The following is a 20669-nucleotide window of genomic DNA, read 5'->3' on the forward strand; positions in this document are numbered from 1 at the left end:
CCGCCGACGGAGCCGCCGCTCCGGCCGATGGCGCAGCGCCCGCCGATGGCGCGGCCCCCGCGGACAATAACTGATCCCGCATTTCAAATGGCCTTGCGGCCTCCCGCGAAAGCCCGGCCTGTCCGGGCTTTTCTTTTGACGGTTTGCGGCCTACCTGTCTGACACATTTCTGAAGCTTGGGAGCCGCGTCATGGCCGGTTACGACTACGATCTTTTCGTCATCGGCGGCGGTTCGGGCGGGGTCAGGGCGGCGCGTGTCGCCGCGGCTCTCGGCAAGCGTGTCGGCATCGCCGAGGAATACCGCTATGGGGGCACCTGCGTCATCCGCGGCTGCGTGCCGAAAAAGCTCTATGTCTATGCCTCGCAATTTCCCGAGCACTTTGCCGACGCCGCCGGCTATGGCTGGACGGTGCCGGAAGCCAGTTTCGACTGGCAGACGCTGGTCGCCAACAAGGATCGCGAGATCAGCCGGCTGGAGGCGATCTACGTCAGGAACGTCGAGGGCGCCGGCGGCGAGACCTTCCACTCGCGCGCCATGATCGTCGATCCGCATGTCGTGCATCTCCTGGGTGAGGATCGCACCGTCACAGCAGACCAGATCCTGATTGCCACGGGCGGCCGCCCGGCGCCGCATCCGGCGCTGCCCGGCCATGAACATTGCATCTTTTCCAACGAGGCTTTCGACCTCAAGGAATTGCCCAAGGCGATCATGATCGAGGGCGGCGGCTACATCGCTGTCGAGTTCGCCAACATTTTTCACGGTCTCGGCGTCGACACCACGCTGGTCTATCGCGGCAAGGAGATCCTCAGCCGGTTCGACATGGACCTGCGGCGCATGCTGCACGAAACGATGGAAAAGAAGGGGATAAGAATCCTCTGCCATTCCGTGTCCGAATGGATCCGCAAGCGGCCGGACGGCCGGCTCGACGCGCTCGTCAGCGGCGGCGAGGTGCTGACCGTCGACCAGGTGATGCTGGCCATCGGCCGCATTCCCAACACCGAGAATATGGGCCTGGAAGGAATCGGACTGGAGATGACCAAGACCGGCGCCATCGCCGTCGACCAATATTCCCGCACCAACATCGACAGCATCTGGGCGATCGGCGACGTCACCAACCGCGTGCAACTGACGCCGGTGGCGATCCACGAGGCGATGTGTTTTATTGAAACCGCCTTCAAGGGAAATCCAACCGCGCCCGATCACGAGACGATCGCGACCGCCGTCTTTTCACAGCCGGAGATCGGCACTGTCGGCGTGTCGGAGGACGACGCCGTCAAACGCTTCCCCGACATCGAGATCTACCGCGCGACATTCCGGCCGATGCGGCACACCCTGTCCGGGCGGGATGAGAAGATGCTGATAAAGCTGGTGGTCAACGGCGCGTCGAAGAAAGTGCTTGGCGCCCACATATTGGGGCCGGACGCCGGCGAGATGGCGCAGCTTCTCGGCATCCCGGTGAAGGCAGGCCTGACCAAGGACGATTTCGACCGCACGATGGCCGTGCATCCGACAGCGGCGGAAGAACTGGTCACCATGTACAAGCCGACCTACCGCGTGAAGGACGGCGCGCGGGTGGATTGACGGCAAAGCCGGACTGCGGGACTCCGCCGCAGCAAGGTATTTGCCACGGCGGAGATAAGGAAGCGGCTACAGCAGCGTGCCGCGCAGGATCACCAGCGCCACCGAGAAGTAGATCACCAGCCCGGTGACATCGACCAGCGTGGCGACGAACGGCGCCGATGCGCTGGCAGGGTCGAAGCCGATACGTTTCAAGGCGAACGGCAGCATCGACCCCGACAGCGAACCGAAGGTGACGATGCCGACGAGGGCCGCGCCCACCGTCGTGGCGATCAGCGGCCAGTGCGGGCCATAGTCGTAGAAGCCCATATATTGCCACAGCGCAATGCGGCAGACGCCGACCACGCCGAGCATGGCGCCCAGCACGAGACCGGTGGGCAGCTCGCGCAGCGCCACCCGCCACCAGTCGCCAAGACCGATCTCGCGCAGCGCCAGCGCACGGATGACCAGCGAGGTCGCCTGCGAGCCGGAATTGCCGCCCGAGCTCATGATCAGCGGGATGAACAGCGTCAGCACGATCGCCTTCTCCAGCTCGCCCTCATAGCTCTGCATCGCGTTGGCCGTCAGCATCTCCGAGATGAACAGCGCGCACAGCCAGCCGCCACGTTTCTTGATCATGGCGAGGAAGCTCATCTTCATGTACGGCTCGTCCAGCGCCTCCATGCCGCCGAAACGGTGCACATCCTCGGTCGTCTCCGCGATCATCGTGTCGATGATGTCGTCGATGGTGACGATACCGAGGATCTTGCCATGGTCGACGACCGGAACGGCGAGCAGATCGTATTTGGAGATCGTCTGCGCCAGGGTTTCGCGATCGGTCAGCGGTCCGACCGTCACCGGAAGATGATCCGGCGCCACCGTTATGATCGAATCGCCGGGCTCCCCGGTGATCAGCCGGCGCAGACCCGTCGAGCGTACAAGCAGGTGCGTCTGCGGATCGACGATATAGATCGCATAAACGGTCTCGCGCGTCCGCTCCACCTTGCGGATGTAGTCTAGCGTTTGCCCGACGGTCCAGTCCGAGGGCACGCTGACGAACTCCGTCGTCATGATCGATGCGGCGCTGCCTTCGGGATAGCCGAGGATGGAGAGCAGCGTTGCGCGCAGCGGCGGCGCAAGCCCGCCAAGCAGCTCGGAACGGGCGGGCTCTTCCAGCTCGCGCAGGATGTCGGCGGCACGGTCGACCGACATCGCGGTGAGCAGCTTGCCCGCCTTGGCGCGCGGCAGCGCCTCCATGAGTTCGGACGCGCCGTCGAGTTCCGGCTGGTCGAAGATCTCGACCAGACGCTCGAACGTCACTTCACAAAGCAGTTCCGTCGCGGTCTCTCGAGGCTCCCTGTTCAGGGCCTCGACAATGTCGGCGACGTGATCGTTGGCTAGGATACGGGCAATCGCGACGGCCTCGTCGCTGGCTACGGCGGTAAATTCGTTCATGGCTCACTCCTTGCCGTCCGGCAGGACATGAACCATGTGAGGTCACGTCAGGGCGGACGGCTGTTGCGTTCGACTGTGACTGTCGCCAGGCATGGCGCGGTGACCTTTCCGCTTGCGGGTTCGCGTTTTTACTGTCTGCAAGCGGGCGCAACATAGGAGCGCGCCTTGCCGTGTCAATCGCGATGAGGAGGGAAAACGCCGGCGCGCGGCCAAGATCGCGAGACTGTGATCGCCGGCCGCCGTGCGACTACGCAGACCGGGGTGGAATAACCGTTATTTCTGCTTCAGCCGGCGCGAGAAGCGCAGCCACTTGTCCTCGACCGGCCTTGGGGCCGGCCTTGGCTGCACGAGAATGGTGGTGAGCTCGACGGGCAAGGTCGGAACCAGCGGCTTCTTGGTGGCGACGCCGTCGGCGATCGCGACGATGCTGTGATAGAATTCGCTGCCCGTCATCGATCTTGGCGCAACCGCCTCGTGCATGACGCTGATCACCGTGACATCGGGGCAGTTGTCCTTGATGGCCTGGTGGAAGGCGACCTTGCCGTCGGGGTCGAGCGCCCCGGTCGCCTCGTCGAGGAACAGCAGCCCCGGCTGCTGCAGCACGATGCGGGCCACCACCAGCTTCTGTTTCTGGCCGCCCGACAGCACCTGGTCCCAGCTTTTGCCTTCGCGGCTTTCGTCGGCCATATGCTCGATAAAGTCGCCGAGCCCCGCCTTGTGCAGCGCCGACGCGACCTGCGCGTCGCCATGGTCGCGCTCGGAGCCCGGAAGGCAGACCAGTTGCTTCAGCGTCACCTGCTGCAGCTTGACCTCCTGGGCGGCATAGAAACTCTTGACGCCCTCGGGGAAGACGATGGTGCCGCGGCCATAGGGCCACAGGCCGTTGATCGCCTTGATCAGCGAAGTCTTGCCGCAGCCGGACTCGCCCTTCAGGAAAGTCCATTCGCCGCGCCGGAAGCGCAGATTGGCGGCGCTGAGGAAGGGCGTCGCATCCTCGCCTTGATGCGCCAGTTCGAGCTTCTGGATGGTCAGGCCAAAAACCGGGTTCTGGCTGGTGTAGTGGAAATCGGAGCGGCCGGTCTGGCTGTAGAATTCCTGCGGATGCTGGACATTCTCGATCGCCTGCGCCAATTCGATGACGCGCTGGCTGTTGGCGCGCAACGTTGCGATGTTCGGCATGACGTGGATGAACCAGGAGCATTGACTGATCAGCGAATTGACCAGCTCGGAGCCGGTTATGTAGCCCTTGAGATCGAAACCGTTGTGGATGAACGGCACCAGGCCAGGTCCATAGGCGACAATGCGGGCGCCAATGAAATTATAGATCAGCTCGAACGAATTGTAGCCTGTGTTGACGATATTCAGCCGCGCCCAAGTGCGGTCGATGTCGACATAAAGTCGATTGTGCATCGTCTTCTGCACATCCTCGCCTTGCGAGGCCGCGACATGGAAGCTGCGACGCAGGAAAGTGGTCAACTCGCCGCGATAGCTGCCTTCGGATTGCTGCATCCTGACGTTGAGCCGTTCCAGCAGACGACCCAGTTTGACCGCGATCCAAGTGTTCAGCGGCACGTAGGTGGCGACCGCCAGGAAAGCCAAAACCGCACTGCCGTAGCTGCCGAGAAATTCCAGCCCTTTCACTTCCGCCGAGTTTTCAAGCAATTTCTGGCCGACGAAATAAAGCGATGTGGCAACACCCAGGACGCCCATGGCGAGGCCGATGGCTCCGCCGGTCATGTCCTTGATCGATTCCTGGACGCGCTGATCGATGTTGTCGGGAGCGGCATTGCCGGACGAACCATGCTGGGCGTGGAAATGCGTATGATTGGTGTCGAGCAGCGCTTCGTTGAAGCGGCTGTCCAGCCAGCCGCGCCATTTGCGGTGCAATGTCGCTGACACGAGACTGCGGATGCCGGTGAAGCCGGCGTCCTTGAGCACGACCAGCAGCACCAGGACGCCGGCATTGACCAGCAGCGAGCGAAGCGGCGTGGCGTTGGCGGCGTCATGGAAGAAGGCGATCGAGTTGACCAGTTCGCCGGAGGCTTCGGCGAACCAAACACCGGCCTTGCTGGACAGCGCCGTGAGCAGTGCGATCACCAGCGTCAGCGTCCAGGCTTCCTTCCAGCGGTCGGAAACCCAGTAGGCCCGCATCAGGCCCCAGAAGCTGCGCATCGACGACACCGGCGTCAGAAGCGATCGCCCTGCGGCATCGCGAGGTGTTTTTTCCGGTACTGACTCTTGCGATGGTCTACCGACCCGAATCACGATCCCGCCCAAACCTTTTTTCTTTTGTTACAGATGGTAACACCAATTGATCATTTTCCATTAATTTAAAACCGGGCCGATTGGATTGCGCCGGCAGCCGTGGCCGTGAGGCAACAGATTACATGCTGAAATATAGCGACAACGATAGGCAAAAATCCGAATATTGCTTTTGATTTCAAATGCCTGATACATAGGGGCGTGACGTTAGCGCGGCTTCCCTTAGGGAAGGTTTTCACACGGTTTTGTGAACTCAAAATCGTCCGGACCGAGCGCTTTTCTCAAAGCAGGTTGACCCGAACACCCGAAAATTTGCCGTTCGCGACCTCGCCGGGCGTGCCGTTGTCGTCCTTGCCGGAGGCAGGAGGTGACCGGAGAATCGGCCGAGCGGCGCTTCCTTGTCGGATCGGCTGAGGGACTGTGTTTGACAATTCATCCGCTTGGGATTGAACCTTGCCTGGCATCGTCGACACTCATGCATGTTCGGTTCTCCAACAAGGAAGCTCCCAATGCTTGCACGCGCGGCCGCAATCCTGTCCCTCTTCGCCTGGCTGCCCCTCGTACCTTTGGCGCATGCCGGCCAGCAGAGCATCCCGGCCAGCGCCGAAGGCCAGATCGAGTTCAACACGCCGTCCGGCAACATCGGCTGCATCTACACACCCAAAGGCGGCACCGGCACCTATGAACCAAGGGATGGTGGCCCGGAGCTGAGCTGCTCGCGAGTCGAGCCAAGCTACGTCACGATTATCCTGGGTCCGAAGGGGCCAGCCACGCTGATCAAGAACCCCGGCGAGCAGGGCTGCTGCAGCGATGTCGACAAGCTTGGCTACGGCAACAGCTGGAGCGCCGGGCCGTTTTCGTGCCAGTCGTCAAGCAAGGGACTGTCCTGCACGGCCACGAACGGCCATGGATTTTTCATCAGCAAGGCCAAGGCGACGGTGAAGTAACGCTTGCTGCTGTCGCGGAGAGGAGAGGGCGGTCGGCTCAGCCGGCCTTTTCCAGTTCGCCGCGCGCCTTGGCGGCCGCCACCTGGCGAATGGCATCGGCCAGCGTGTCGGCATCCTGCGCGCCCATGACCGCGTATTTGTCCTCGAGCAGGAAGCACGGTACACCAGAAATGCCCATGCGCGACGCGGTGGCGATCTCGGTGCGCACCGCCTCGACATCGGCCTCGGTCGGCAAAAGCGTGGCGACCACGGACGCATCCATGCCGGCCTCGCGCGCCGCCTCGACCAGCACGGCATGATCGCCAATGTTGGCGCCTTCCTCGAAATTCAACTGGAACAGCCGGCGCACAAGCCTGTTCTGAATGGCTTCGCCGGCGGCACCTGCCCAGCGGATCAGCCGGTGCGCATCCAGCGTGTTCGGCGCCACCTTGATGGCGTCGAAGGCGAACGAGATGCCTTCGATTTCGCCCAGCGGCTCGATGCGGGCGTGAATCTCGCGGATGCGCTCGTCGCTGCCGAATTTTGCCAGCATGTATTCGCGGCGGTCCTTGCCATCAGACGGAATGGTTGGATCGAGCTGGAACGGCCGCCAGCGGACATGCACGTCGACATCGCCGACGGCGGCAATCGCCCTGTCGAGCCGCTTCTGGCCGATGAAGCACCAGGGGCAGACGACATCGGACACCACATCGACGGTGATGGCGCTCAATTCGCTCATCTCGACCTCCTGATCCCTCAGTTGGGCTTGCGCCACCATGTTGGCAGTTGATACCCGAATATGGGCGTCTTTTGCGGATGTTCCAGGTAGTTCCAGTAGGCGATCCATTGCTGCGTGTTGTACTGCATCGGCACCATGTAGTTGCCGGAGATCAGCAGCCGGTCGAGAACGCGAACTGCGGCAACATAATCCTCCTTGGAGCGGGCGCGCAGCATCGCCTCGATCGCCGCGTCCACAGCCGGATCGGCGACGCCGGCGAGATTGAACGAGCCTTCCGTCCTGGCCGCGGCGGAACTCCAGCGCCCGCTCTGCTCGATGCCGGGCGACAACGAATTGTTGAAGCCGCTCGATCCGACCAGGACCTCGAAGTCGAAGCGCTGCTTGCGCGACTGGATCTGATCGCCGTCGAGGCTGCGAATGGTGAGATCGATGCCGATCTTCTCCAGCGTGCGCTGGTAGATGCCGGCAAGGCGCTCCTCGTCCTGCGACGCGGTCAGGATTTCGAAGCTGAAGGGTTTGCCTTCGGGATCGAGCATCGTTCCATTCTGCACGTGGTAGCCGACACTTTTCAAAAGATCGAAGGCTGCCTTCAGCACGCGGCGGTCCTGGCCCGATCCGTCGGTCACCGGCGGCCGCCATGTACCGTCCATGACATCGGCCGGCACGCGGCCGGGGTAGGGCGCCAGAAGCGCTTTCTCCTTGTCGTCCGCTGGATGGCCGAGCGCGGAAAGCTCGGAGTTTTGCCAATAGCTCATTGTCCGCGCGTACTTGCCGCCGAACAGGTTCTTGTTGGCCCATTCGAAGTCATAAAGCATACCGAGCGCGCGCCGCACGACCGGGTTGGCGAATTTCGGCAACCGCGTGTTGAACAGGAAACCAGTCACCACGGGCGGAATGCCGGTGTCGAAGGTCTGCGCGACCACATCGCCCTTGTGGAAGGCCGGAAAATCGAGATCGCGCTCGCGCTTCACCGGATCGCTATCGTCGTCGATGGCGCAAAGGCCTTTCTTGAACGCTTCGAGCTTGGCGTTAGCGTTGAGGAAATACTCGATAGTGATCTGGTCGTAATTGTCGAAACCGCGCTTGGCCGGGACGTCCTTGCCCCAGTAATCCGGGTTGCGCTTGAACACGATGCGCTGGCCGGGCTGCACCTGCGCGATCGTATAGGGGCCACTGCCGATCACCGGCTTGAGCGTCGTCCTGTCGAAAGTCTCCTTGTCGAAGGCATGCTTCGGGATGATTGGGGTCAGCGCGATGATCAGCGGGAATTCGCGATCGGCCTTGTCGTTGAAGGTGAAGCGCACGCTGTGATCGCCGGTCTTTTCGAGCTTGGCGACCCTGGCCATGCGGTCGCTGTAGGGCGGTCGCCCTTTCTCGGTGTAGACATCGTAGCTGAACAGCACATCTTCCGGCGTCACTGGCTGGCCGTCCGACCATTTGGCCTTCGGGTTGAGATGGAATTCGATGCTCTTGCGCTCCGGGTCCATGTCGGCGCTGTCGGCCAACAAACCGTAAAGCGTGAAAGCCTCGTCGGCATTGCGCTGCATCAACGGCTCGAAGACCAGATTGCCGAAGATCGTGTCCATCATGCCGCGCGCCGTCGTGCGCAGGCTCTTGAGGATGAAAGGGTTGAGGTTGTCGAAGCTGCCGACGACGCAATACGTGATCGAGCCACCCTTCGGCGCATCGGGATTGACGTAATCGAAATGCGTATAGCCGGGCGGCAGCGCCGGCTCGCCCTGCATGGCGATAGCGTGCTTCGGCTCCGATGCGGCCGGCTGATGCGAAAGGGCGAGAAACGATATCCCGGTAATCAGCCAAACAACAACGCGGCCCATGACCGTCTCCTTATTGGGTCGGCTTGATGATTCGGTGTGCACCCTAGCATGGGGCGGCTGCGCGCCGGCCAACCGCGCGTTCAACAATTGCTGACGCCGGGCTGGATTCGGCCTCGCTTGCAGTGTAACACGCCCTCCGAAGTCATTCTGTTGCCTCATTTCGGCAACAGGTAGCTGGACCACACGGCACGAAGAAGCCGGTCCCGGGATCATTTGAGAGGAAGTGCACGACATGACGAGCCTGAACAGCAACGCGTACCGCCTCTCGGTCATGGCCGCTGGCGTGGTCGGCTTTCTCGGCGCAGGACTTCCCGCCGCTTCCGCACAGCAGCAACAGCAGATTCCGCAAGGCTGGTTCAAGGCCTGCACCAAGCAGGAAGACGTCGACATCTGCAATGTCCAGAACATCACCACCGCCGGCAACGGCCAACTGGTCACCGGCGTCAGCCTGATCGAGCTGAAGGGCAAGGTGAACCGCAAGGTGTTCCAGGTGACGGTGCCGACCGGCCGTCTGGTGCCTCCCGGAATCGGCCTGCAGATCGACACCGGCAAGGCGCAGAAGCTCGATTATGTGATCTGCTTCCCGGATCGTTGCGTGGCCGAAGTGCCGCTGACCGATCAACTCGTCGCGGCATTCAAGAAAGGCCAGGCGATCACGCTGACTTCCGTCAATTTCCAGAACCAGCCCAATCCGATCAAGATCGCCCTGCAGGGCTTCAGCGGCGCCTATGACGGCCCGGCGCTGCAGCAGTCGGACATCGAGGACCGGCAGAAGAAGCTTCAGGACTTCGTCGCCAAGAACAACCAGGATTTCGCCAAGAAGCTCAAGGAAGAGCAGGACAAGGCGAAGACCGCCAACTGATCGGCCGATATCGTCCGGCCAACAAAGAAGCGGGGTCATGCCCCGCTTTTTTTGTGCCCGTCTCTCCGCGGGTTAGTGCCTTGACTGCCGTTTCGGCTGGTAGCCGCCGTCCGGCCTCTTGTCGAACATCTCCTTGATCTGCGGATGCCGGACTGGCTCACCCGACTGATCCTCAAGCAGATTCTGCTCGGAGACGTAGGCGATGTATTCGGTCTCCGAATTCTCGGCGAGCAGATGATAGAAAGGCTGATCCTTGCGCGGCCGAACGTCGGCGGGGATGGCTTCGTACCATTCGTCGGTGTTGGCGAATTGCGGGTCGACGTCGAAAATAATGCCCCTGAATGGAAACAGCCGGTGGCGAACCACCTGTCCGATTGCGAATTTGGCTGTTTTCATCGTACTCACCACTGAATTCCTTGGGCTTATTTGGCGCAGACCGCGCATCAATTCAATCCCGAGGCGCTTGACGCCCTATCAAGCAACGGGCTAGCCCGGCGCCAGGGTTTCGGACCAGCATAAAAATGTCTGACGTCATCGGTCTTGTTCTTCCGTTCTTCGGCTTGATTTTTGTCGGGTTTCTCGTGGCGCGCATCACCAGGCAGCCGCTGGAGGCGCTCGGCTGGATGAACACGTTCATCGTCTATGTCGCGCTGCCCGCACTTTTCTTCCAACTGCTTGCCAAGACGCCGTTCGAAGACCTGACGGAATGGCGCTTCATCTTCGGCTCGGTCGTCTCGACCTTCATGATATTTTCCTTGATGTTCATGGGGTCGGTGCTGACCTCGCGCGGCGAGATAGCGCAATCGACCATCAAGGCGCTCGCGGCCGCCTATGGCAATATCGGCTATATGGGGCCGGGCCTGGCATTGCTGGCCTTCGACGAGGAGGCGGCAGTGCCGGTCGCCCTGATCTTCTGTTTCGAGAACATCATGCATTTCGCCATCGCGCCCATGATGATGGCGCTGTCGGGCGACGAGAAGACCACTCCTCTCCGGCTTGCGCTGGGTGTCGTGCGCAAGATCGTGCTGCACCCGTTCATCATCGCAACCGCCCTGGGTGTCGGCGCCGCCTATATCGGCTTTCGACCGCCCGTGCCGGTGGAGCGACTTCTGGAACATCTTTCCCGGGCGGCCGCACCTTGCGCGCTGTTTGCCATGGGCGTCACCCTGGCGCTCAGGCCGCTCAATCGCGTCCCGCATGAGATGGTTCCGATTGCGGCGCTGAAACTGATCCTGCACCCGTTGCTCTGCTATGTCGTGCTGAGCTGGATCGGCAATTTTTCTGAGACATGGGTCTTCTCGGCGGTGCTTCTGGCGGCATTGCCGACCGCCACCAACGTCTTCGTCATCGCCCAGCAGTATGGCGTCTGGGTACAGCGCGCGTCGGCCAGTGTGCTGATCACAACCTGCCTGTCGGTCGTGACCGTCACCGGGCTGCTCTACCTGATCCGGCACAATATCCTAGCGCCGGACCTGTTTCCCTAACCCGCCAGCAAGCGCGGCAAAACCGCTGCCGGGACGAAGTCCCTCGCGCATGAAAAAAGCCCGAAGCGGCGCGAAGCCTCCGAGCACACCGAGCCCGGCAACGCGGGCCATCTGCGCCGGCAGCATGTCGGAAAGCAGCGACATGTTGAGCAGGTTGACCACGCTGCTGCGCGCCAGAATATCGGGGCGGCGCTTGAAATCGTAGGCTGCAAGCGCCTTGGCTGCACCTGGATCGGCTCTATTTTCACGAGCGATTCCAATTAGATCGTCGACGTCCCTGATGCCGAGATTGAGGCCTTGCGCACCAATCGGGGGAAACACATGGGCGGCTTCGCCGACCAGCGCCACCCGATCTCGGGCGAAACGCAGTGGCGTCACCGCCGAAAGCGGATAGATCTGCCTGCCCGGCTCGACCGTTACCCGGCCCAGCATCGACTGCATCTGCTGTTCGACCCGCTGAGAAAGCGTCGCATCGTCCAGTGCGGCGAGGTCGGTCGCGGTCTGGGGCTTGACCACCCAGACCAGGCTGGAGCGATTGCCGGGCAGCGGGACCTGCGTGAACGGACCGGTCTCGGTGTGGAATTCGGTCGAGGTGAAGGCATGGTCGCCGCCATGGCCGAAATTGAGGACGAGAGCTGCCTGCGGGTAGGACCGGGCCGAGGTCGAGATGCCGGCCGCCTGGCGCGCCGGTGACAACCGCCCATCGGCGGCGACCGCCAGCGCTGCGTCGACCGTGCTGCCGTCGGACAGGACGGCACGGGCGCGCTCGGCATCGAGATGCCAGTTCGCCACCATCGGCATCCGCCGGTCGATGCCGGCATGCGCGGCAACGGCGCTGGCGAGTGCCGGGTTGAGCACGCTGTTGGGAAGGTTCAGCCCGAACTGGTCCTCGTCGATCTCGCTGGCACGGAAGGTGACGACCGGGCTGCGGATCAGCCGGCTGGTGGCGTCGACGATGCGCATCACTTTCAGGGCCGCCGCCTTGGATTTGACGGCTTCGAGCACGCCAAGCCGGTCGAGCACTTTCAAGGCAGGGTTCATCAGGGCCGTCGTGCGGCCATCGGGGGCGGTGGCCTCCGGCCCGACCAGTGTCACCGGGAAACCCTCGGCGGCAAAACCGAGCGCCGCGATCAGTCCTGCCGGCCCCGTGCCGGCAACCAGTATCCGCGCAGTTTGCTGATGCTCCAAGATCGGCTTCCGGCTTGCAATGCGAGGCGGTCCACCCGACCTGCCGTTCGATGAGCATATAGGTCAGATCATGCCGCTTGATCAACGCGGCGATTCGGCCCATTCGGATGTCATGACCGGCCAGCAGGACGACTTCAGGCATCTCGACCGCGCCGGCCGCGCCATGGCCGGCATCGCGCGCAGTCCTCGCGTCACGGTAAACGTCGTTGTCGGCGCTTGCATCCTGCTTGCCTGGCTGACCCTTGCCGCGATGGCAATCCGCGGCGCCGAAGGCGGGATTGCAGGCGTCAGCGCCCCCGGCGACACGATCCTGCGCAGCCTGCCGCAACTGCCGCTGCCCGATTTCTTGGAACGGTTCTTTGTGCTGTGCCTCTCACCGGTGCCTTTGGACACAAGTCTCGGCTTGCAGGCCGGCGCGCTCGTTTTCATGTGGTTCCTGATGGCGATCGCGACGATGCTGCCTTCGGCGGCGCCGATGATCCGCACCTATTGCGAAATCACTGACACGGCTCGCATCAAGGGCGAACCGGTCGTTCACCCGCTGGTGCTGGTCGCCGGCTACCTCAGCGTCTGGCTCGCCGCTTCAATGATGTTCGCGGCGCTGACCCTGGCCGCCCATGCATTCGCCTCGTCAGCCGGGATGCTGGATCCGGTCGTCGGCGTTGCCGGTGCGCTCGCTCTCCTGATTGCCGGCCTCTACCAGTTCAGCGGCCTGAAGGAGGCTTGCCTGAAGAAATGCAAGAACCCGTTCTCGGTCCTGTTTTCGAACTGGAGCGCGAGGCCCCTTAACATCTTTCGGCTCGGTGTCGCGCAAGGTCTGTGGTGTCTCGGCTGCTGCTGGGCCTTGATGCTGGTGATGTTCGCCGTTGGCGTCATGAACATTTTCTGGATGGCGTTGATCGGGCTGTTCACCCTGATCGAAAAACAAACCGCCAGCAGGGTTCCAACCCGGCTGGCCGGTGCGATACTGCTTGTCTGGGCAGCCGCGCTGCTAGTAGTCTCGCTGTGAGTGGGGGAAAATCGATGGCAGACCAGAGCTGGGCGATGAAGGGAGAGCTCGTACTCTCCTGCAATTGCACGGTTTTTTGCCCCTGCGTGCTGTCGCTTGGCAATCATCCGCCGACCGAAGGCTATTGCCAGACCTGGGCGGGATTTCGCATCGATGCCGGCCATTTCGGTGAAGTAGATCTGTCCGGCCTCAATCTCGGGCTGGTCATGGAAATTCCCGGCTACATGAGCCGCGGCAACTGGACCGCGGGCCTGTTCATCGACAGCCGCGCCTCTGTCTACGCGGTCAAGGCGCTGACAAAGATCTTCACGGGCAAGGCAGGCGGAACCACATCGCTGCTCTCCATCCTGGTCGGCAAATTCCTCGGCGTCGAACAAGTGCCGATCACCTATGAGACGCGTGACAAGACGCGTATCTTCCAGATACCGAGGATCATCGACGGGGCGGTGACACCCATCCCCGGCAAGGATCGCGACAAGGATACGGTGATCAGCAATTCGGAATACTGGATCGCGCCTGAGATCATCGTGGCAAGGTCCGACAAGAGCAAGATGCGGGCTTTCGGCCGCAACTGGAATTTCGCCGGCCGTTCGGCCGAAATCTGCAAGCTGGATTGGCGGGGCCCGTGAGCAAGAACACAACGGCCCGAAAAGCCGCCAAAAAGATCACGGACCGGATTCCGCGCCCGAAAAAGAAGGTCACCTGGCCACAGGCGAGGGCGTTCTCCGTCCACCTCTTGACCGCCTCGGGGTCGTTCCTGGCCTTCCTGTCGCTGGTAGCGGCAAGCGAAGAGCGCTGGACGGCGATGTTCTGGTGGCTCGGGCTGGCATTGTTCGTCGACGGCATCGATGGGCCGATCGCGCGGAAGCTCGAGGTCAAGGAAATCCTGCCGACTTGGTCGGGCGAACTGCTCGACAACATCATCGACTACGTGACCTACGTGCTGATCCCGGCCTTCGCGCTCTATCAGCGCGGCTTCATGGGCGAGGGCCTGTCATTCCTGTCTGCGGCGATCATCGTCGTCTCCAGCGCCATCTACTATGCCGACACCGGCATGAAGACGAAGGAGAATTTCTTCAAGGGGTTCCCCGTGGTCTGGAACATGGTGGTGTTCACCCTGTTCGTCATCGAGCCCGGACAATGGGTTTCGTTTGCGGTGGTAGTGGTGGCCGGCGTCCTGACTTTCGTACCGATCAACTTCATCCACCCGGTGCGGGTGGTGCGGCTGCGGCGCATCAACCTTGGGATGACTCTCTTGTGGTGCGCTTTCGGCGCGCTTGCCCTGGCCCAGGCGGCACTCGCTGCCTTCTACGATCAGATCGGCGTGCTGGGCGAGCAGGTCAGCACCTTCACCAAGATCGGCATCACCATCACCGGGCTTTACCTTGCCTGCATCGGTGGCATCATGCAGTTCTTTCCCAATCTCGGTGCCAAAAAGGCCTGATCAGCCACTCCCACAGAGAGCCTAGCCCCACAGGAAGCCTAGCAATGTCCAAAGCGATCCGCATTCACGCCAACGGCGGCCCGGAAGTCCTGACCTACGAGGACGCCGACCTCGGTCAGCCGGGATCCGGGCAGATCCTGGTCCGGCACACCGCGATCGGCCTCAATTTCATCGATGTCTATCATCGCTCTGGCCTCTATCCGCCGCCCGGCGGCTTCCCGCTCGTGCCAGGCAGCGAAGCCGCCGGCATGGTGCTGGAGGTCGGCCAGGGCGTCGACTGGCTGAATCCGGGCGATCGCATCGCCTATGCGGTGACGACGGGGGCTTATGCGCAAGAGCGCGTCATCGATGCCAGCCGGGTCGTCAAGGTTCCGGATGGCATCAGCGACGAACAGGCCGCCGCGATGATGCTGAAGGGCATGACGGCGGAATATCTGCTGCGCCGGACGTTCAAGGTGAAGGCAGGCGACACGATCCTGTTCCACGCCGCGGCCGGCGGCGTCGGGCTGATCCTCGGCCAATGGGCAAAACACCTCGGCGCGACCGTCATCGGCACCGCCAGCTCGTCCGACAAGATCGAGCTCGCCAGGGCGCATGGTTTCGACCATGTCATCAACTACAAGGAACAGGATTTCGTTGCCGCCGTCGCCGCCATCACCGGCGGCAAAAAATGCGATGTCGTCTACGATTCGGTCGGCAACGACACATTTCCGGCTTCACTCGACTGCCTGCGGCCGCTTGGCATGTTCGTCAGCTTTGGCCAGTCATCGGGACCCATACCGCCGTTCAGCATGTCATTGCTGGCCCAGAAGGGCTCGCTGTTCGCAACAAGGCCGACACTGTTCGTCTACAACGCAAAACGCGAGGACCTCGATGCTTCTGCCGCCGCTCTGTTCGAGGTCGTGCTCAGCGGCGCGGTCGAAATCAAGATCAACCAGCGCTACTCGCTCAAGGATGCCGGCAAGGCGCATTCCGACCTCGAGGGCCGCAGGACGACAGGGACGACCATTCTCATCCCTTAGTCCGTTCTGCCTTGCTATCCCTTGAATTTCCGCTGAAATTCTTGAAGCTCTTTCAAGACGCGTGCCGCTTTCCGATGAGAGCCGGCCGCGCCTACCATGCCTGCGGGAACACAGAACATGTCTGGCTAACCAGATGGGAGGCACTGTGAGTGCAAATCAGGACGGCACGAACCTGCTCGAGGTGCGTAGCCTCACCAAGATATTCGGCACGCTGACGGCGTGCGATCACATCGATCTCGACATCGCCAGAGGTGAAATCCACGCTTTGCTCGGCGAAAACGGCGCCGGTAAGTCGACACTGGTCAAGATGCTGTTCGGCTCGCTGGAGCCCAATTCCGGAGAGATCTTCTGGAACGGCCAGGCGGTCAGGATTTCCAACCCCGGCGCCGCGAAAAAACTCGGCATCGGCATGGTGTTCCAGCATTTTTCGCTGTTCGAGGCGCTGACCGCGGCCGAAAACATCGCGCTATCGCTGGACGACGGCTCGCCGATCAGCAGCATCGCGGCCAAGGCGAGGGCGCTTTCCTTCAGCTATGGCCTGCCGCTCGATCCTGAATCGCTTGTCGGCGACCTGTCGGTGGGTGAGCGCCAGCGCATCGAGATCATCCGCTGCCTGCTGCAGACGCCGCAGCTCATCATCCTCGACGAGCCGACCTCGGTGCTGACGCCGCAGGAAGCCGACAAGCTGTTCGAGACGCTGGAGCGTTTGCGCTCGGAAGGCAAATCCATCCTCTACATCTCGCACCGGCTCGAGGAGGTCAAACGCATCTGCGACCGCGCCACGGTGCTGCGTCACGGCAAGGTGGTCGGCCACTGCAATCCGCGTGAGGAAACAGCCTCTTCGCTGGCTCGCATGATGGTCGGCAACGAGGTGCAGGCCGTGGTGCGCGCGCCGGTCGAGGGCATCGACAAGGCGCCACCGCTGCTCGAAATCCGCAATCTCAATCGCAAACCGGCAACACCGTTCTCGATACCGCTCAAGGGCATCAACCTGAACGTCCGCGCTGGCGAGGTGATCGGCATCGCCGGCGTCGCCGGCAACGGCCAGGGCGAGTTCTTCGAATCCGTTTCAGGCGAAGTGCTGCAGCAGAATGCCGCCTCGGTGCGCATTCGTGGCAAGGATGCGGGAGGCCTCAGCATCACCGGACGCCGACTGCTGGGCGCCGCCTTCGTGCCGGAGGAGCGCCTCGGCCACGGTGCGGCACCGCGCATGAAGCTTTCTGAAAACCTGCTGCTGTCGCGCCATGCCACCGACGGCAAGGCGTTCGTCGGTTCCGGCGGGATGGTGAAGAGCGGTGCCATCCAAGCCGCCTCCCAGCGCATCATCGAGGCGATGGATGTGCGCAAGAGTGCGCCGGATCCGGAGGCTGCGGCCCTTTCGGGTGGCAATCTGCAGAAATTCATCGTCGGCCGTGAACTCGACCGCCGGCCAAGCGTCATGGTGGTGAACCAGCCGACCTGGGGCGTCGACGCGGGCGCTGCCGCCCACATCCGCCAGGCCTTGATCGAGCTGTCGCGCAGCGGATCGGCGGTGCTGGTGATCAGCCAGGATCTCGACGAGCTGTTCGAGATATCGGATGCGATCGCGGTCATGCACAATGGCGAGCTGTCGAAGCCGATGCCGATCGCCGAGGCAACCTTCGAAAAGGTAGGTTTGCTGATGGGCGGCGCCGAACCAGGCCACGCCGAACACTCGCTGGAGACGGCATGATGCGCCTCGAACTCGTCAAACGCCCGCAGCGTTCCATGCTGTTTTCGGCCCTGTCGCCGTTCATCGCCTTCGCGCTGACCATCATTGCCGGCGCCGTCATGTTCGCGCTGCTCGGCGTCAATCCGCTGACCGCGTTCAATATCTATTTCATCGAGCCGATCAGCCAGGTCTGGCAGTTGCATGAGCTGGCGATCAAGGCAACGCCGCTCATCCTGATCGCTGTCGGCCTGTCGGTCTGCTACAAGGCCAACATTTGGAACATCGGCGCCGAAGGCCAGTTCATCCTCGGCGGCATTGCCGGTTCGATGATTCCGGTGCTGTTTCCGCAGTTCGAAGGTCCGCTGGTGCTACCGCTGATGCTTTTGCTCGGCATGGTCGGCGGCGCGGCCTATGCGGCGATCCCTGCTCTGCTCAAGACTCGCTTCGGCACCAACGAGATACTGACCAGCCTGATGCTGGTCTATGTCGCGCAGCTCTTCCTCGACTGGCTGGTGCGCGGACCCTGGCGCGATCCGCAGGGTCATGGTTTCCCGCAGACCATCCAGTTCAACGATTCGGCCGTGTTGCCGGAGCTGATGCCGGATGCCGGGCGGGCAAACTGGGGTTTTGTCTTCGCGCTGATCGCCGCGGTGCTGGTCTGGATCCTGATGAGCCGCATGCTGAAGGGTTTTGAGGTGCGCGTGCTGGGCTCAAGCCCGCGGGCAGGGCGCTTCGCCGGCTTCGGCCTCAACCGCATGGTGTTTTTCGCCTTCCTGCTGTCGGGTGCCCTGGCGGGTCTTGCCGGCATCTCCGAGGTCTCGGGCGCCATCGGGCAGTTGCAGCCTGTCATTTCGCCCGGCTATGGCTTCACCGCCATCATCGTGGCTTTCCTTGGCCGCCTCAACCCGCTCGGCATCGTTGCCGCCGGTCTGGTGCTGGCGCTGACCTATCTCGGCGGCGAAGCGGTGCAGAGCGCGCTCGGCATCTCCGACAAGGTGGCGCGGGTGTTCCAGGGCATGCTGCTGTTCTTCGTGCTCGGCTGCGACACGCTCATCCACTACCGCATTCGCCTGGTCGGCCTGGCGCTGACCAGACCGGAAGGTGCCGCGAAACGCGAAGCCGCACCGAAGCTGAAGGAAGCCCGTTGATGGACATCACCGTAAACATCCTTCTGACCATCGCCACCGCGGCGACGCCGCTGTTGATCGCGGCAATCGGCGAACTGGTGGTCGAGCGCTCCGGCGTGCTCAATCTCGGCGTCGAAGGCATGATGATCATGGGCGCCGTCGGCGGCTTCGGCGCAACCTATCTCACCGGATCACCCTGGATCGGCCTTCTGGCGGCCATCGCCATGGGCGCGGTGTTCTCGCTGCTGTTTGCCGTCATGACGCTGTCGCTGGCCACCAACCAGGTGGCGACCGGCCTGTCGCTGACGCTGCTCGGCCTCGGCCTGTCCGGCATGATGGGCACCAGCTTCGTCGGCCAGCCCGGCGAAAGGCTGCCCAACCTCTACATTCCCGGCCTGACGGAAATCCCTGTGGTCGGCAGGCTGCTGTTCGGGCAGGATCCGATCTTCTACATCTCGATTGCGCTCACCGCGGCCGTCATGTGGTTCCTGTTCAAGACAAGGACCGGACTGACGCTGCGTTCGATCGGCGACAGCCACACCTCGGCGCATGCGCTTGGCATCAAGGTGATCCGCTATCGCTACCTCGCGGTCATCTTCGGCGGCGCCTGTGCCGGTCTCGCCGGCGGCCATCTCTCACTGGTCTACACGCCGCAATGGGTGGAGAACATGAGTGCCGGCCGCGGCTGGATCGCGCTGGCGCTGGTGGTGTTCGCCTCCTGGCGGCCATGGCGGGTGCTGGCCGGCGCCTACATCTTCGGCGCGGTGTGGATCGGCCAGCTTCATGCACAGGCTTTTGGCATTCCAGTGCCCTCGCAGTTCCTTTCTTCGCTGCCCTATCTGGCAACCGTCGTGGTTCTCGTTCTAATCTCGCGCAACAAGCGTCTGACGATGATGAACACGCCGGCTTCCTTGGGGCAGCCATTCGTTCCGGATCGTTGACAATAAAAACAAACGGGAAGCTCCAAGGCTTAACTCAGAGAGGTAACACGATGAAAAAACTGCTTATTGCCCTGATGACCACGACCGCCGCCATGTCGCTGGCAGCGACGGCCGAGGCCGCGGACAAGCTGAAGGCCTGCTGGGTCTACACCGGCCCGATCGGCGACTTCGGCTACTCCTACCAGCACGACCAGGGCCGTCTCGAGGTGGAGAAGGCGCTCGGTGACAAGGTCGAGACCGCCTATCTCGAAAACGTCTCGGAAGGCCCCGATGCCGACCGTGCTTTCGAGCGCCTGGCACGCGAAGGCTGCAAGATCATCTTCGGCACCTCCTTCGGCTTCATGGACCCGGAAGTGAAGGTCGCCAAGAAATTCCCGAAAGTGATGTTCGAGCACGCCACCGGTTACAAGACCGCTGACAATCTCGGCATCTACAATGCGCGCTTCTACGAAGGCCGCTACATTCTTGGCCAGATCGCCGCCAAGGAATCGAAGGCAGGGGTCGCCGGCTATATCGTTTCCTTCCCGATCCCCGAAGTGGTGATGGGCATCAACTCCTTCATGCTCGGCGCGCAGTCGATCAACCCGAATTTCAAGGCCAAGATCGTCTGGGTGAACTCCTGGTTCGATCCGGGCAAGGAAGCCGACGCTGCCAAGGCGCTGTTCGACCAGGGCGCCGACATCATCGTCCAGCACACCGATTCCACCGCTGCCCTGCAGGTGGCCGAGGAGCGCAAGCTGAAAGGCTTCGGCCAGTCCTCAGACATGATCAAGTTCGCGCCGAACGCGCAGTTGACCTCGCTCACCGACGAATGGGGTCCCTATTACATCAGCCGCGTCCAGGCCGCGCTCGACGGCACCTGGAAGCCGGACAATGTCTGGCTCGGCATCAAGGACGGCGCCGTCAAGATGTCGGCCTACACCAACATGCCCGACGACGTGAAGGCGATGGCCGAAGCCACCGAAAAGAAGATCGCCGGCGGCTGGAATCCCTTCACCGGACCGGTTGCCAAGCAGGACGGCACGCCGTGGCTGAAGGATGGTGAAGTCGCCGACGACGGCACGCTGCTCGGCATGAATTTTTATGTGAAAGGCGTCGACGACAAGCTGCCGAAATAAGCAGCG

At 62.3% G+C, this 20669-nt stretch carries 18 protein-coding genes; 12 read left to right on the forward strand and 6 right to left on the reverse strand.

Annotated elements, in window-relative coordinates; all coding sequences use genetic code 11:
- Positions 1–190 precede the first annotated feature (190 nt).
- The gene (gene gor / locus X735_RS148210) at positions 191–1582 is read left to right on the forward strand and encodes a glutathione-disulfide reductase (protein ID WP_023811873.1); all 1392 of its coding nucleotides are present in this window, start codon (positions 191–193) and stop codon (positions 1580–1582) included.
- Positions 1583–1648: 66 nt separating this feature from the next.
- On the opposite strand, the gene mgtE is transcribed toward gor, so the two are convergent.
- Together mgtE and X735_RS148200 are read right to left on the reverse strand one after the other, a co-directional pair.
- Positions 1649–3013, reverse strand: a complete 1365-nt coding sequence (mgtE, locus tag X735_RS148205; RefSeq protein WP_023811874.1) for a magnesium transporter — start codon at positions 3011–3013, stop codon at positions 1649–1651.
- Positions 3014–3286: 273 nt separating this feature from the next.
- Positions 3287–5185 (reverse strand): ABC transporter ATP-binding protein/permease, encoded by a 1899-nt coding sequence (locus X735_RS148200; RefSeq protein WP_023811875.1) that lies wholly within the window; start codon positions 5183–5185, stop codon positions 3287–3289.
- Between the two features lie 599 nt (positions 5186–5784).
- Here X735_RS148200 and X735_RS1000000169830 point away from each other — a divergent pair.
- Positions 5785–6222 carry a hypothetical protein gene (locus tag X735_RS1000000169830; RefSeq protein WP_023811876.1) on the forward strand — a complete coding sequence of 146 codons (438 nt, stop codon included), beginning with the start codon at positions 5785–5787 and terminating at the stop codon, positions 6220–6222.
- Positions 6223–6259: 37 nt separating this feature from the next.
- Here X735_RS1000000169830 and X735_RS148190 read toward each other — a convergent pair whose 3' ends face one another.
- Positions 6260–6940: a DsbA family protein gene (locus tag X735_RS148190; RefSeq protein ID WP_023811877.1), complete on the reverse strand. Its 681-nt coding sequence runs from the start codon at positions 6938–6940 to the stop codon at positions 6260–6262.
- 17 nt (positions 6941–6957) lie between these two features.
- Positions 6958–8778: an extracellular solute-binding protein gene (locus X735_RS148185; RefSeq protein ID WP_023811878.1), complete on the reverse strand. Its 1821-nt coding sequence runs from the start codon at positions 8776–8778 to the stop codon at positions 6958–6960.
- 232 nt (positions 8779–9010) lie between these two features.
- Between X735_RS148185 and X735_RS148180 the strand changes: the two genes are divergently transcribed.
- The gene (locus X735_RS148180; RefSeq protein ID WP_013531658.1) at positions 9011–9640 is read left to right on the forward strand and encodes an invasion associated locus B family protein; all 630 of its coding nucleotides are present in this window, start codon (positions 9011–9013) and stop codon (positions 9638–9640) included.
- 72 nt (positions 9641–9712) lie between these two features.
- Here X735_RS148180 and hspQ read toward each other — a convergent pair whose 3' ends face one another.
- Positions 9713–10036 carry a heat shock protein HspQ gene (gene hspQ / locus X735_RS148175; protein ID WP_023811879.1) on the reverse strand — a complete coding sequence of 108 codons (324 nt, stop codon included), beginning with the start codon at positions 10034–10036 and terminating at the stop codon, positions 9713–9715.
- Between the two features lie 125 nt (positions 10037–10161).
- Here hspQ and X735_RS148170 point away from each other — a divergent pair, with 125 nt between their 5' ends.
- Positions 10162–11124: an AEC family transporter gene (locus X735_RS148170; RefSeq protein ID WP_023811880.1), complete on the forward strand. Its 963-nt coding sequence runs from the start codon at positions 10162–10164 to the stop codon at positions 11122–11124.
- Here X735_RS148170 and X735_RS148165 read toward each other — a convergent pair.
- Positions 11101–12312 carry a UbiH/UbiF family hydroxylase gene (locus X735_RS148165; RefSeq protein WP_023811881.1) on the reverse strand — a complete coding sequence of 404 codons (1212 nt, stop codon included), beginning with the start codon at positions 12310–12312 and terminating at the stop codon, positions 11101–11103. The two genes, X735_RS148170 and X735_RS148165, sit on opposite strands and share 24 nt — an antisense overlap.
- A gap of 70 nt (positions 12313–12382) precedes the next feature.
- On the opposite strand from X735_RS148165, the gene X735_RS148160 reads away from it, so the two are divergent.
- The 8 genes from X735_RS148160 to X735_RS148125 all read left to right on the forward strand — a co-directional run bounded on the left by X735_RS148160 (position 12383) and on the right by X735_RS148125 (position 20663).
- Positions 12383–13321, forward strand: a complete 939-nt coding sequence (locus X735_RS148160) for a DUF2182 domain-containing protein (RefSeq protein WP_023811882.1) — start codon at positions 12383–12385, stop codon at positions 13319–13321.
- Between the two features lie 14 nt (positions 13322–13335).
- Complete coding sequence (locus X735_RS148155) at positions 13336–13950, forward strand: DUF1326 domain-containing protein (protein ID WP_023811883.1); 615 nt, start codon at positions 13336–13338, stop codon at positions 13948–13950.
- The gene (gene pcsA / locus X735_RS148150; RefSeq protein WP_023811884.1) at positions 13947–14765 is read left to right on the forward strand and encodes a phosphatidylcholine synthase; all 819 of its coding nucleotides are present in this window, start codon (positions 13947–13949) and stop codon (positions 14763–14765) included. Before X735_RS148155 ends, pcsA begins: the two co-directional genes overlap by 4 nt.
- A 44-nt stretch (positions 14766–14809) precedes the next feature.
- A complete protein-coding gene (locus X735_RS148145) occupies positions 14810–15787 on the forward strand; it encodes a quinone oxidoreductase (protein WP_023811885.1) in 978 nt (325 codons plus the stop codon).
- A gap of 133 nt (positions 15788–15920) precedes the next feature.
- Positions 15921–17498, forward strand: coding sequence for an ABC transporter ATP-binding protein (locus X735_RS148140; RefSeq protein ID WP_023811886.1), 1578 nt, complete (start codon positions 15921–15923; stop codon positions 17496–17498).
- A complete protein-coding gene (locus tag X735_RS148135) occupies positions 17495–18625 on the forward strand; it encodes an ABC transporter permease (protein ID WP_031213468.1) in 1131 nt (376 codons plus the stop codon). Before X735_RS148140 ends, X735_RS148135 begins: the two co-directional genes overlap by 4 nt.
- Positions 18625–19545, forward strand: a complete 921-nt coding sequence (locus tag X735_RS148130) for an ABC transporter permease (RefSeq protein ID WP_031213469.1) — start codon at positions 18625–18627, stop codon at positions 19543–19545. Before X735_RS148135 ends, X735_RS148130 begins: the two co-directional genes overlap by 1 nt.
- Positions 19546–19595: 50 nt before the next feature.
- Positions 19596–20663, forward strand: coding sequence for a BMP family ABC transporter substrate-binding protein (locus X735_RS148125; protein ID WP_023811889.1), 1068 nt, complete (start codon positions 19596–19598; stop codon positions 20661–20663).
- The last annotated feature ends 6 nt before the right edge of the window (positions 20664–20669 follow it).

Source organism: Mesorhizobium sp. L2C084A000, from assembly GCF_000502875.1.
Lineage (GTDB): Bacteria > Pseudomonadota > Alphaproteobacteria > Rhizobiales > Rhizobiaceae > Mesorhizobium.

Coding starts and splice junctions, on each gene's coding strand:
- X735_RS148160 (WP_023811882.1), top strand. CDS start 12,383: ATGCCGCTTGATCAACGCGGCGATTCGGCCCATTCGGATGTCATGACC.
- X735_RS148145 (WP_023811885.1), top strand. CDS start 14,810: ATGTCCAAAGCGATCCGCATTCACGCCAACGGCGGCCCGGAAGTCCTG.
- X735_RS148185 (WP_023811878.1), bottom strand. CDS start 8,778: ATGGGCCGCGTTGTTGTTTGGCTGATTACCGGGATATCGTTTCTCGCC.
- X735_RS148155 (WP_023811883.1), top strand. CDS start 13,336: ATGGCAGACCAGAGCTGGGCGATGAAGGGAGAGCTCGTACTCTCCTGC.
- X735_RS1000000169830 (WP_023811876.1), top strand. CDS start 5,785: ATGCTTGCACGCGCGGCCGCAATCCTGTCCCTCTTCGCCTGGCTGCCC.
- X735_RS148190 (WP_023811877.1), bottom strand. CDS start 6,940: ATGAGCGAATTGAGCGCCATCACCGTCGATGTGGTGTCCGATGTCGTC.
- X735_RS148180 (WP_013531658.1), top strand. CDS start 9,011: ATGACGAGCCTGAACAGCAACGCGTACCGCCTCTCGGTCATGGCCGCT.
- X735_RS148135 (WP_031213468.1), top strand. CDS start 17,495: ATGATGCGCCTCGAACTCGTCAAACGCCCGCAGCGTTCCATGCTGTTT.
- X735_RS148170 (WP_023811880.1), top strand. CDS start 10,162: ATGTCTGACGTCATCGGTCTTGTTCTTCCGTTCTTCGGCTTGATTTTT.
- X735_RS148140 (WP_023811886.1), top strand. CDS start 15,921: ATGGGAGGCACTGTGAGTGCAAATCAGGACGGCACGAACCTGCTCGAG.
- X735_RS148130 (WP_031213469.1), top strand. CDS start 18,625: ATGGACATCACCGTAAACATCCTTCTGACCATCGCCACCGCGGCGACG.
- X735_RS148125 (WP_023811889.1), top strand. CDS start 19,596: ATGAAAAAACTGCTTATTGCCCTGATGACCACGACCGCCGCCATGTCG.
- gor (WP_023811873.1), top strand. CDS start 191: ATGGCCGGTTACGACTACGATCTTTTCGTCATCGGCGGCGGTTCGGGC.
- mgtE (WP_023811874.1), bottom strand. CDS start 3,013: ATGAACGAATTTACCGCCGTAGCCAGCGACGAGGCCGTCGCGATTGCC.
- X735_RS148200 (WP_023811875.1), bottom strand. CDS start 5,185: ATGCGCAGCTTCTGGGGCCTGATGCGGGCCTACTGGGTTTCCGACCGC.
- hspQ (WP_023811879.1), bottom strand. CDS start 10,036: ATGAAAACAGCCAAATTCGCAATCGGACAGGTGGTTCGCCACCGGCTG.